Here is a 12,184-nt window from a genome sequence, read left to right as displayed (position 1 = left end):
CCCCGCCGGCCACCGGCTCGCAGAGCTTGAGACGGTGGCCGGCGGGGTCAGGTGGAGGATCTCGCGGACCGGCTGGAGGGAGCGGGGCCCCGCACCGGCGTGGCAGGCGTCGCCGCCTTCGGGTCATGCGCGGGCCGAGGGTTCTCCTCGGAGTGCACCACGACCACCAGGTCGCTGTCCGTCCCGATGGACTTGACGACATTCAGGGTCGCCGGGGCGTTCCTGGACAGGACGACGACCTTGTTGATCCGTACGTCGACGTAGCGGATGGTCCCGCCGTCCGGGTGGGCGGACAGGACGTCGTCGAGCCTTTCCTTGACCGCTCTCAGCGTCGCCAGTGACGCGCGGACGACCTTGGGTGTGGCGCCCGCGGAGACGATCGCCGGGATGTCGGCGGCACTGGTGGTGGCGATCATGAGGGTCTCCGCGAGGGTTCCCGTGAACCAGGAGCCGCCGAAACGGTCGCTGAGTTCCTCGCGCAGCCGCGCCTCGACCGGTGACAGCCGGGCCTCGTTGAGCAGCCGGGTCGCGACCTGCTGCCTGGTGAGACCGAGGTCGCGCTGGAGCGCCTCGATGAAGCCCGGCGGCAGGTTCGACAGGATGGGCGGGTCCGGCGGCGGCGCGGTGACGCTGGGACCGGCGGTCGGTACGGGTGCGGGGCACGTCGTCCGGGGCGTGGTGACGGTGGGACGGGGCGTCGGCGCGCACGCGGCGCCCGAGAGGCGGGTCTTGTGCGGGGGCACGGTGCCCGCCGTCCGGGGTGTGGTGACGGTGGTAGGGGGCGTCAGGGCGAGCGTGGCGACGGCCGGAAGAGACGCCAGGGCGAGTGCGGTGATCGCCAGAGTGCCCCCCGTGGTGGCGATGCGGCGACGGGACATGGTGCTCTCTCCTCTGCCTCTTCCGAAGCGTGAGGGGGGAGCGGCCGCACATCGTCGGTCGCGCGACACGGATCTACACGGATCTACACGGACACCGCCACCTTAGTCCGGCCGCCGTCGAATCCGGCCGCGAAAGCCGGGCGCCACGCTGGGCGGACAAGACCCGGGCGCGGGTCAGCCGATGCGCAGCGGGAGCGTGCGTGGTCCGCGGACCTGGCCCGTGGACCAGGTCACCGCCGCCGGGTCGTCGAGCGTGAAGCGCGGATTCCGCTCCAGCCAGACCTCGAGGGCGACCTGCAGTTCCATCCGGGCCAGGTGCGAGCCCGCACAGCGGTGGATGCCCAGGCCGAACGCGGCGTGCCGGTTGACCTCGCGGTCGATGACGACCTCGCCCGCCCGGTCGAACTGGGCCTCGTCGCGGTTGGCCGCCGGGAACGACAGCAGGATCCAGTCGTCGGCCTTCATGTCGACACCGTTCCAGTGCATGTCCTCCTTGACCAGCCGGGCCATCGTGACCGGCGCGTAGGCCCGGAGGAACTCCTCCATCGCGGTCGGCAGCAGAGCCGGCTCGGCGACCAGGCGCTCACGGTCGGCCGGAGTCTTGGCCAGGTGCCACAACGACGCGCCGATCGCGCTCCACGTCGTGTCGATGCCCGCAATGAGCAGCAGCGCCATCGTGCCCGCCACATGGGCCGGCTCCAGCTTCCTGCCGTACAGCTCCGCGTTGACGAGGTAGGTCGTGAGGTCGTCACGCGGGTTGGCGACGTGGTCGCGGATCTGCTCCAGCAGGTAGTCGAAGAGCTTGTCCATCCTGGCGATACGCTCTTCCGGTGGCCGGTTGACGCCCTCCAGCGCGTTCTCGACGAACTCACGGAACCGCGGACCGTCCTCGGGCGGGAAGCCCAGCATGTCGCTGATGACGCGCACCGGGATGTGCTGGGCGTAGTCACGGGCGGCGTCGACGACGTCCTGCCCCTCAAGCGCGTCGACGAGCGAATGGCAGAACGCTCGCGTCGCCGGCTCCTGCCTGGCGACCACCGTCTTGGTGAACATCGGCAGCAGCAGCTTGCGCGCGTCGTGATGGAAGGGTGGGTCGGAGGAGATCGGCGGTGTGCCGCCCACCGGGGCCACCTCGCGTGGTGGCCGGAAGTTGCCCACGATGATCGACCGGGAGGAGAAGCGCTCGGTGTCGTAGGCGATGGCCGCGACGTCCTCGTAGCGGGTCGGCAGCCAGGCGCCGCCGAACCGATCGGTGTGCGCTATCGGGCAGCGCCGCCGCAGGTCGTCCTGGATCGGGTACGGGTCGGCCGCCCATTCCGGTTCGGTGTGGGAGAAGTCGGTCGCCCAGTCCGAGACAGGTCCGGTGATGATCTCGTTGCGCACGCCGTCGGGGCGGTTCTGCTGCCTCCCTCCGAGCGCCTGCTCACTGAAACGGTCATCGATGGTCATGTCACGCCTCCTGGAGGATCTCGATCGCTCTTTCCGGGCAGTTCGCAACGGCCAGGCGCGCCGCCCGCTCCTCGCCAGGCGGTACGACGCCGTCGCCGACGACCTGCCCGTAGCCCTCGTCGTCCTCGTCGAACAGGGCGGGGGCGAGGACGTAGCAGCGACCGTGTCCCTGGCACCCCTCGGGGTTGATTCTCACTCTCACTGTCGCGCCTCTCTCCGTGCTGTGCTGTCGGCAGGGGACGAGGGCTGTGGCGTGTCGCCGTCAGGGGCGAAGGCGGCGACGAGACGGGTGAGCAACGCGGCCCACTCCTCCTCGTCGACCGTGTGCAGGTCGGGTGTGACGAGCGCGCTGCCCATCGCGAGCAGCAGGCAGAGATGCGACAACGCGTTCGGCGAGAGGGTGCCGTCCACTTCGCCGTCGTTCTGTGCGGCGCGGACGAGCCCGGCGAGCCAGTCGGTGCGCTCGCCGACGTAGTCGCGCATCGGCCGGGCGACGTCCTCGTCACGGCGTGCCACCACGAGCGCCTCGACGATGAGATGGTTGTGGGCGTCGGGCCGCCGGTGCGGGAGCCCTCGGCCGACGACGGCGAGTAGTTTCGTGATCGACTGCTCGGGATCCGCGGCGAACAACGTGGCCAGCAGCCGCGGCCCGTGCTCGCGCAACGCGGCCACCAGCAGCTCGGCCTTCGAGCCGAAGTGCGCGTACAGGGCACCGTTGCTCACCCCGGCGGCGGAGGCGATGTCGGCCACGCGCGTGCCGTCGTAGCCGCGCGCGGCGAAGGACTCGGCCGCCGCGCGCAGCAATCGCTCACGGGTCTCGGCGGCGCTGACGCCCGCGATACGCCCCATGCGTCAATTAAAAGAACGTTCATTTGATGTTGTCAACAGCGGGGCGGCGGTGGGATGGGTTGTCTGGCGCCGTCGAACTTGAGAGTCCGGCGCGGATCTTGAGAGTCGACTTGAGAGTGAGGAGTCGAAGATGAGAGTTGGATTCCTCCCTCGGCGCCTGGCGTTGGTGGTTGAGCCGCAGCCCGACGAGTCGTTCTCCTCTTGGGGTGAAACGTAAGGAGGCGCACCGAGTCTGACAGGTGGTGCGCCCTTTGTCGTTGATCGGCGGTGTGCGAGCATGATCGGCGTAGGCGAGCGCGGAACGAGGAAGCCGGTGTGAATCCGGCGCGGTCCCGCCACCGTGATCGGCGAGCGAATCCCGACGAAGCCACTGCCCGGATGACGGGTGGGAAGGCCGGGACGAGCCTCGACCCGAGAGCCAGGAGACTCACGCGGTCGCCTCCTCGATGAACTGGGGCGCGGATTTCCCCGGAGAGGAGTGGGCTCTCGTGCCCGTCGAGCCGGTGGCCGCGCCGAGAAACCCTGTGGCATCGCCTCTTTCGGATCTGCCCCGTTGTGTAGATTCCGTGATCTGGGCCGCCGATCACGACCACCTCGCCGGACAGGTCGCCCCTGCTCAGATCTCCGCTCCTTCGCCGGGACCTCTGGGGCGGGTCGGGCGAGACCGGCGAGTGAACGGCAGTCCCGCCGCCGTCCACGCCTGAAACCCCCCGATCACATCCGTGGCATGCGGCAAGCCGACCGCTCTGAGGGACAGAGCCGCCAGGCTCGATGAGTACCCTTCATCGCACAGGACGATCCACCGGATGTCCGTGTGCACCGCCTCGGGTATCCGTGACGAAGAATTCGGGTCCAGCCGCCACTCCAGGTGGTTGCGCTCGATGACGATGGCTCCCGGAACCTCGCCGACGCGGCGCTGGAAAGCGGGCCGGGTGTCCACGAGGAACGTGTCCTCCTCCTGTGCCGCTGTCCATGCCTCGGCCGGATGCAGTCGCCGCAGCCCGGCCCAGGCTGCGGTCAGCACATCGTCGATGCCCATGGCGCTCCTGCTCGGTCGCAGCGGCTCAGCGGAGGCGGACGGGAATCGAACCCCCCGCGCCGAGATACGCGGCGTCACCGGTTTCGAAGACTGGGCGGGCCACCAGGCACCTGAACGCCTCCATCCGGCATCCTAACGATCAATGACTCCCATATGGAGTTCTGTCGTTTTCAGGAAGGTCGGCATGTCGAGCCGCTCCGGCGAAATAGGCGTCAGGGGTGTGGCTGGATCGGGAAGCGGCCGCGGCGCCAGTACCAGTGGCGGCCGGCCCTCAGGTGGTCGACGACCGCGCGCTGGAGCGCGGTGCGGCATGGCAGCCGGTCGAGCGGCGTGGACAGGTCGCGGAACACGAACCGCCGCACCTCGACGTCGGCGTCCAGCCCTTCCGGCTCCTCGTACGGCTCCAGCTCGAACCTCCGCTGGAACCGGACGATGTTGGAGTCCTCCGGCAGGTATTCCAGCAGTTGCGGGTCGAGCAGCCACGAACCGCAGGCGAACTCCGTGTAGGGCTCGTCGGGAAAGTGGCGCGGGAAGAACACGCGGGCCTCGTCGAGCGACGCAGCGACCGCCTCGGGGGTCATCGGCCCCGACTCGGGGATGTGCAGGTCGAGGGTGGCGCCGCCGCGGTGATACTGCAACCGGCCCAGCTCGTAGATGCTGCCGCGCGCGTGCAGGGTGAGCCAGCTCTGCATGACGGGCCAGCCCTCGCCGCGCATCCGCCGGTCGACCGCGAGGTTGCGGCCCAGGTCGGCGAGGCTCGCCCATGACACGGCGTCGGCGACGCCGTGGTCGCGGTGGTATCCCGTGGTGACGCCGACCAGGGCGAGGTACGCGTACACGTAGAGATGCCGCCAGGCGGGGCCTCGTTCGCGCGGCAGCTCCGGACCGGGCGACAACCAGCCGTGGCCGCCGAGATCGGCGCGGACCAGGGCGATCGAGCGGTCGAGCAGCCAGCGCAACTCCGGAGTCCACAGCGGGGATCCGGGGTCGGGCCAGCCCTCCATGATCTCAGCGGCGTCGTCCGGCCGCACCGCGAGCCGATCGAGGATCGCGGGCGCGTCGGCCTTGGCGGGCAGGGGGGCCGATGGCCGGTCGCCGGCGAGCCGGTGCACGCGGTCGACGTCCTCGACGGGCACCCCGAGCCGGGCGGCGGCGTCCAGATCCACGCGGATGATCCTACCCGCCGATGTCACGGGGCGGCGGATTGCTCCGCCTGACCCCATCTGAAGATCTCTGGTCAGCCTCCGATTTTCCATCTTGTGCCATAACAGATCGGCGGACCGTATGTATAAGACTTTCCTGTCTTCGTGCTGGTCGCCACGAGAACGTCGGTCGCCTCAGGCTGATGGCACATGGAGTCCGGCAGGCTGATGCCGACGTCCTCTCCCGGAGCGAGGACGGCGAAGGACCCCTTGTTGAGCTTCCCCTTCACCGTGACGGTTTCTTGTGTGGCGTTAATGATGATGAATTGTTCTTCATCACGAGGCGTACCGCAGGCGCTGAGGAGGAGCGCGGTGACCGTCGTCAGTCCTATGAGACGAAAACCGGTCAGAGTAGCCGTCGTGAACGACGTTGAATTCCGGATGCCCATGGCGGCCTCCTTGAGGGACTTCGCCATCAGGCACGATAGCGGATCGGCTTCGTCTGCTGGTATGGGGTCAAGGAGTCAGCGAGCACAAGACCTTCGCGGCCCCGAATACCGAGGAAACGCATCACAGCCTCGCCTCGCTGCTAGAAAGGGCGGTCGCCGCCTTCGGTGAGAGTGACGCCGCCGCCCTGTTCACCAATCTCGGTCCTCGGTCGGCCTCCACGTCATCGGATCGACCGGCCTGTGCTCACGCTGCCGCGGCGAGTGCGTGTGAGTGTCGTAGCACGGGTCAGACCACCGGAACGACATCCACACCTACAAGCATGGACTGAGTGTCGTAACAGTCCACGCAGAGCGGTTGTCCCACTTGCGGGTCATCGCGGTCGTGACGCCTGCCGCAGCCCTCGTATCGGCCATGGGGGCAGGTGGGGGAGTCGCGCCGGGGACGGCAGGGCAGGGACTTGCCGTCCTTACCCGTGCGGTGAGCGTGGACCGCGCCGAAGAACGGAGCGGTGAAGGTGGCGAACACGCGGGATGGCCGCCCATGTCTACGACCACACGATCCACCGGTGGGACATCGCCCGCCCGACCTGCCTCAGATCTAACGCCTGACGTGTGTCAGATCCCCGGCCCACGGTGGGCCGGGGATCTGACACGTGGACCGTGTGCCGTGGGGACGCGGACGGTTCGCCGCTACCGGGTCGTGCAGACGGTTCCGTTGAGGGTGAAGACGGCGGGCAGTGTGTTCGGGCCGCTGTAGTTGCCGACGAAGCCGATCGTGGCCGACGCGCCGGTGGGCAGCGAGCCGTTGCCGGACTCGTTGACGACCTGCACGTCCTGCCCGTCCTGTGTCCAGACGGCGCCCCAGCCACTGCCCAGGCTCTGCCAGGTCCTGGGCCAGCTGAAGCTCAGGGTCCAGCCGCTGACCGGCGCGCCGTGGTTGGTGATGTCGATGGCGCCGACGTAGCCGCTGGCCCAGTCGGTCTGCTTGGTCAGACGCACCGAGCACGAACTGGAGGCGGGTGTGCCGGTCGTGAACGTCAGCGGTGCGGAGGGCGCGGAGACGCCACCGCCGCTGTCCCGTGCGACCACGTTGACCGTGTAGCGCGTTCCCGGTTTGAGGTTGTTCACGGTGAACGAGGTGCCGGCGGTCTCGCCGAACTGCCCGCCGACGGCCCCGTTCTGGCGGTGGACCTCGTACTTCACGATCGGACGCGCGCCGGCGGAGGCGGCGGGCCAGGAGATCGTGGCGGCTCTGTCGGTCACCTCCGAGACCGTCGGCTGCCCCGGCGTGCCCGGCAGGCCGGTCTGGGCGCCGGCGGGCCGCAGGACGATCGTGGTCAGCGAGAGCGGCGGCAGCGTCTGAGCGGCCGCGCTGCCGGTGGTCGAGGTGGAGATGCTCGTGGCGCCGTTGGTGTGGGTCAGCACGGTGGGGGCCCCGGACGCCGGGCTGAAGCCGGAGTAGTCGATCGCGACGGGATAGGACGTGTCGGACGAGGTGTTGATCAGCAGGACGGCCAGGTCGCCGTTGGGGCGGCGCGCGGCGTGCGCGGTCACCTTCGCCTGGTCGGTCGCGGCCCTGATGAACCGGTCTCCGGGGCGGGCGAACCTGCTCACCATCTGGAGCGCGTAGTACGGCGCGAAGGGCGTGTTGACCGAGGGTTCGCAGACGCTGCCGTCGGAGGTGCACGTCCCGCTCGACAGCAGGCCGAAGTCACCGTAGTCGGTGTGCCCCTCGACCTGTGTGACGCTGCCGATGCCGTTGTGGACGTTCCACCAGTCGACGGTGAACACCCCGTTGGCGAGCAGTGTCGCGTAGGCGTCGGCGGCGGCCAGCGCACCGGGCTGGGTCGTCGTGCCGCGTTCGTTCGACCCGGTGTTGAACTCGGTCATCGCGATGCCGATCCGCTCGGCGCCGGCCCCGGCGTACCGCGCGATCTGCCGGCGGGTGAGATCGATCATGTCGGGGACGTGCCCGACCTTGTCGAGGGCGCCGGGGTACCAGTGCAGGATCACGAAGTCGATCTTCGATGCCGCGGCCGAGAGGACGACGTCGTTCCAGGTCCCGGCGTCGCCCTCGGCGACCAGCCCGTCGGGCCAGTTCGCCGGTGTGGTCAGCACCGCGCCGATCTTGATGGTCGGGTCGACGGCCTTCATCGCGTCGGAGTAGGCCACGACGTGGCGCGCGTACTCGGCAGGGCTCTTGTCGGCGTGGTCGTCCGCCTCCCAGGTGGCGCCGTAGTGGCCGTTGCCGTAGTTCTCGTTGCCGATCTCCCAGTACTTGACGCCGTAGCCCTTGGTGACGTTGGCGTACCGCACCCAGGCCGCCGCCTCCTCCGCCGTACCGGTGCCGTAGTTCGCGGTCACCATCGGCTGCGCCCCGGTGCGCCGCGCACCGCGCATGAAGGTGTCGAAGTCGGTGTTGGGAGCCACGTAGCCGCCGGGGGCGGTGTGGTCGGCCCAGTGGTAGATGTCGGAGTACGAGCCGCCGGGGTAGCGCAGCAGCTTCATACCCGCGTCCTTGAGCAGGTCGGCGGTCGCGTCGGTGCCCAGGTTGGTGTCCCAGATCGCATGGTTGGTGCCGATGCCGGTCTCGGGGACGGTGGCGAGCGCGGCGCGGGCGTTGACGGTCACCGCGACCGGGGCGACCTCGTCGGCACGCGCCGTGGGGACATGCAGGACGGACAGCGTCAGCAGGAGAGCCGACGCGGCCCGTAACAGCTTCTTCGGCGTCTTTGGCGTCCCCGGTGTCCCCGGCGTTCTTGATGTTCTCGGCATCGGTGCACCTCGCAACGGATAGTGGCGTTCACTCGACGCCCCCTCCCTGACCCGGAGGCAACATGATCGTCAGGGGTCGCCCCGTATCCGTCAACCCACGGTGAAACTTTCAGTCACCGTGTCGTCACGTCGCCCGTCACCGCGTCGCCGCGTGGTGCCGGGGACGTCAGGAGATAGTGAGCGTGCCGTTCGCGTTGCGGGCGCACGTGATGACCGTGCGGGACGCGGCGGTGAGGGCACCGGTGAGGCAATGTCCGAGGACGGTGTGGCCGGCGGCGTTGGGGTGCCAGCCCTCCTGGCAGGTCTGGAAGTAGGTGACGCAGGTGTTCGCGACCCGCTGGACACCGATCTTGTCCCAGCCCGACAGGCTGGTGACGAACGTGCCGGACGGCCCGTCCTGCACCCGGATCGGGGTGGCGAGCGCGCCCGTCGGGCTGCCGGGGTTCTCGCAGAGCCGGGCGCCGTCGAAGGCCTTCTGGACGTCCAGCACGCGCAGGTCGGCGGTCGGACGCTCGGCCGCCAGCGTGGTGTAGGCGTTCTTGACCAGGGAGCCGAGGTTCTGGGAGAACACGTGCCCGGGAGCGAGGCTCGCGCGGTGGATCGGGCAGCCCGCGGCGTACCGTTCGGCGCCGAGGGCACGGAACTTGTCGCGGGTGTCGGTGCGGTTGTCCTCGTCCCGGTACTGCGGGGCGACGTCGAGCGGCAGCGGGTTGGTGTAGGTCTGCAGGATCACGCTGTGGACGCCGTCGGCGTCGATCTGGGCGAGGGTGTCGAGGATCTGGCGCAGGGCGGCGGTGGTCTCGGTGGTGGCCGCGGCGACCTCGGCGTCGGAGGCGAGGTCCGAGACGGTGCAGGGCTCCTGCGGCACGTCACCGCCCAGGTAGGCCCAGAACTCCCACCAGCCCGTCCAGGCGTCGGCGATGAAGCGGTTGGCGCACAGCGTGGCCACGTCGCCGAAGGTGAACTGGGTGTTGTTGGAGCCGAGGCCGATGAGGACGACGTCGATGTCGTGGGTCTGCGCGACGGCACGCAGCTGGTCGAGCTGCGAGGCGACGGAGCGGCCCTTGGCGCGGGCGCCGGAGGGGTTGGCGATGTCGGCGGGCTGGCCGCCGGAGCACGCGAGGTTGAAGCGGTCCTGGATGCCGGGGAGTGAGGCCTTGAACAGCGAGGCGTTCGCCGACCGGTGGCAGAAGTAGGCGTTGCTGTTGGGAGCCGACCAGCCGGGGAAGGACTGCGGCGTCCCCGAGGCGTCGGCGACGGGCTGGTAGGCTCCCGCGCCCTCCCCGCTGATGAAGCTGTCGCCGAGCGCGACGGCCGCGGTGGGCAGGGCCGCCTGGGCGGCTCCGCTCTGGACGACCTGGATGCCGACCGCGCCCACCAAGAGCGCCACCATCGCGGCCGCACGCCGGAGAACCCTCACTACCGCCTCATTTCCTACTGAACAAGTATGAAATAACGTGTATCCGGATCACAGCACGCCACCTGAATGACGTCAAGATTCTCAGGAGACCCGCCGCCTCATCTAAGAGATCGCGTATCGCCCTGATCGTCAAGCACGCGCTTGCTTGCCTGGAGCCGGGGGTGTGGCGTGTCGCCGCCGCCACGCCACGCCTGAGCTGTACGGATGCCCGCTCGCGGAGCCGGCCCCGCGCACACTGGGAGTGATGCGTTGGAACAGGCCGGGGCCGCCGCGGGCTCTCGCCGACCGGGGTGGAGTGGTTTTCTATGAGCTTGTCCAGGCGTGAGATGGTCGCCGGGCTCGGGGCGTTGGCCCTCCCGCCTTCACCGCCCCCACCGCCGCCCGCCGGCCAGGACGTTCGGCCGTCCCCGCCGTCCGGCGCTGTCGCCGCTCCCGTCGGCACGGCCCCCGAGCGGCTCGCCGAGGACGAGGGCTTCTGGAGCCGGGTGGCGCGGCAGTATCGAGTCACCCGGGACTTCGTCAACCTGGAGAACGGCTACTACGGGATCATGCCCGAGCCGGTGCGCCGCGCCTACCATCGCAACACCGACCACCTCAACGAGGTGAACTCCTACCTGCTGCGCACCGCCTACAAGGACCAGGCGGACCAGGTCAGGCGGCGTATCGCGACCATGCTCGGCGTCTCCATGAAGGAGATCGCCCTCACCCGGGGCGGCACCGAGGCCCTGCAACTGCTGATCGCCGGCTACCGGCGGCTGCGTCCCGGCGACTCGGTGATGTACGCCGACCTGGACTACCACAGCATGCAGTACGCCATGAACTGGCTGAGCGACCGGCGAGGCGTCCGGGTGCAGAAGCTGGTCATCCCCGAGCCGGCGACCCGGCAGGCGGTGCTGGACGCCTACGCCGCGGCGTTCCTTGAGCATCCGAAGCTCAGGTTGCTGCTGCTCAGCCACATGAACAACCGCACCGGGCTGGTGGTCCCCGTGCGGGAGATCGTGGCGATGGCTCGCGAGCGGGGCATCGACGTGATCGTGGACGCCGCCCACTCCTGGGGACACCTGGACTTCACCGTGGACGACCTGGGCGCCGACTTCGCCGGGTTCTCCCTGCACAAGTGGATGGGCATGCCGCTGGGTGCGGGCTTCCTCTACATCCGCGACAGCCGCCTGGCCGACATCGACGTCGCGTTCCGCGACGAGACCTTCCCGCGGGAGGACATCCGCTCACGGGTGCACTCCGGCACCATGGACGTCGCGCCCTTCCTGACGGCCGGCACCGCCCTGGACTTCCACGACGCCCTCGGTGCCGCAGCCAAGCAGGCGAGGCTGCGCTTCCTGCGTGACCGGTGGGTGGGCCAGGTGCTCGACATCGGCAACCTGGAGATCCTCACCCCCGAGGAGCCCGCCATGTACGGCACGATCACCGCGTTCCGGATCACCGGCCGTACGTCGGAGGCCGAGAACGTCGCGATCGCCACGGACCTGATGAAGCGGTACCGGATCTTCACGGTGCACCGCGGCGGGCCGGCCAGGGGGGACTGCGTGCGGGTGACGCCGGCGCTCTTCACCAGCCGCGACGACGTCGACCTGCTGGCGACGGCGGTACGGGACATCGCGCGGCGGATGCGCGCCTGAGCGGGGGCGGCGGATGCGCGCCTGAGTAGGGGCGGCGGATGCGCGCCTGAGCGGGAGGGGGCCCGGCGGCGTCCCGCGCCGTCTCCGGCCCGGTGGACGCCGGGCGGGTTCGCCGTTCCCCCGCCTTTCCCGGTCCGCGCCTCCCGGATGAGCCGCCCCTGTCGGATGAGTTCGAAAGGGGTCACCAAGGGCGATCGCGTCGTCACGGAAAAAGATCTACCTTGAATGCGGGCTGGAATGGTAGATGTGATGTCGTGGACATAGCGGCTCAAACTGTGCAACGTGGCTTTTCGTATGCGCTTTAATCGCCGGGATGTCGGTGATTCAACTCGGGGTCAATGGGGAACAGATATCGTGCCTCCAGGGTTCCCGGCGCCCGTCGGGGCAGGGGTCGGCACTGTAGAGGTGGTCGGTGGCTCGCCGCACAAAAAGAATCGCCGATGTCGCCGTGGCGATTCTGGTGGTTTTCGGAATTCTGGTCGGACTTCCGGTGCGAACGGTCGAAGAATATCTGCCGGAAACGGTCGTCGCGCGCAGGGTCGAATG

11 protein-coding genes, 1 tRNA gene and 1 riboswitch are annotated in these 12,184 nt (G+C 69.3%); of the genes, 1 reads left to right on the top strand and 11 read right to left on the bottom strand.

The window, feature by feature from the left end; genetic code table 11:
• Positions 1-47: 47 nt before the first annotated feature.
• The 11 genes from AB0B90_RS26830 to AB0B90_RS26780 form a co-directional block, all read right to left on the bottom strand.
• Positions 48-878, bottom strand: a complete 831-nt coding sequence (locus AB0B90_RS26830) for a S1 family peptidase (RefSeq protein ID WP_350949091.1) — start codon at positions 876-878, stop codon at positions 48-50.
• Positions 879-1,052: 174 nt separating this feature from the next.
• On the bottom strand, positions 1,053-2,327 hold the full coding sequence (locus AB0B90_RS26825; RefSeq protein WP_350949090.1) for a cytochrome P450: 1,275 nt from the start codon (positions 2,325-2,327) through the stop codon (positions 1,053-1,055).
• A gap of 1 nt (position 2,328) precedes the next feature.
• A complete protein-coding gene (locus AB0B90_RS26820; protein WP_350949089.1) occupies positions 2,329-2,529 on the bottom strand; it encodes a ferredoxin in 201 nt (66 codons plus the stop codon).
• Entirely contained in the window at positions 2,526-3,176 is a 651-nt protein-coding gene (locus tag AB0B90_RS26815) for a TetR/AcrR family transcriptional regulator (RefSeq protein WP_362925401.1), read from the bottom strand. Before AB0B90_RS26815 ends, AB0B90_RS26820 begins: the two co-directional genes overlap by 4 nt.
• Before the next feature lie 250 nt (positions 3,177-3,426).
• Positions 3,427-3,626: riboswitch (cobalamin riboswitch) on the top strand.
• Between the two features lie 166 nt (positions 3,627-3,792).
• A complete protein-coding gene (locus AB0B90_RS26810) occupies positions 3,793-4,215 on the bottom strand; it encodes a rhodanese-like domain-containing protein (protein ID WP_362925399.1) in 423 nt (140 codons plus the stop codon).
• A gap of 28 nt (positions 4,216-4,243) precedes the next feature.
• Positions 4,244-4,337, bottom strand: a tRNA-OTHER gene (locus AB0B90_RS26805).
• Positions 4,338-4,427: 90 nt separating this feature from the next.
• The gene (locus AB0B90_RS26800) at positions 4,428-5,381 is read right to left on the bottom strand and encodes an acyltransferase domain-containing protein (RefSeq protein WP_362925397.1); all 954 of its coding nucleotides are present in this window, start codon (positions 5,379-5,381) and stop codon (positions 4,428-4,430) included.
• A gap of 71 nt (positions 5,382-5,452) precedes the next feature.
• Complete coding sequence (locus AB0B90_RS26795; RefSeq protein ID WP_350949086.1) at positions 5,453-5,833, bottom strand: hypothetical protein; 381 nt, start codon at positions 5,831-5,833, stop codon at positions 5,453-5,455.
• 259 nt (positions 5,834-6,092) lie between these two features.
• Positions 6,093-6,332 (bottom strand): replication initiator, encoded by a 240-nt coding sequence (locus tag AB0B90_RS26790; RefSeq protein WP_350949085.1) that lies wholly within the window; start codon positions 6,330-6,332, stop codon positions 6,093-6,095.
• Between the two features lie 164 nt (positions 6,333-6,496).
• The gene (locus tag AB0B90_RS26785; RefSeq protein ID WP_362925394.1) at positions 6,497-8,581 is read right to left on the bottom strand and encodes a cellulose binding domain-containing protein; all 2,085 of its coding nucleotides are present in this window, start codon (positions 8,579-8,581) and stop codon (positions 6,497-6,499) included.
• A gap of 166 nt (positions 8,582-8,747) precedes the next feature.
• Complete coding sequence (locus AB0B90_RS26780) at positions 8,748-10,001, bottom strand: hypothetical protein (RefSeq protein WP_362925392.1); 1,254 nt, start codon at positions 9,999-10,001, stop codon at positions 8,748-8,750.
• Between the two features lie 305 nt (positions 10,002-10,306).
• On the opposite strand from AB0B90_RS26780, the gene AB0B90_RS26775 reads away from it, so the two are divergent.
• Positions 10,307-11,638, top strand: a complete 1,332-nt coding sequence (locus tag AB0B90_RS26775; protein WP_362925390.1) for an aminotransferase class V-fold PLP-dependent enzyme — start codon at positions 10,307-10,309, stop codon at positions 11,636-11,638.
• Positions 11,639-12,184: the final 546 nt, after the last annotated feature.

The sequence above is a fragment of the Streptosporangium sp. NPDC049078 genome (assembly GCF_040648855.1).
GTDB lineage: Bacteria > Actinomycetota > Actinomycetes > Streptosporangiales > Streptosporangiaceae > Streptosporangium.
The sequence above is the reverse complement of the archived record's forward strand: the minus strand, read 5'-3'. Positions and strand labels throughout refer to the sequence as shown.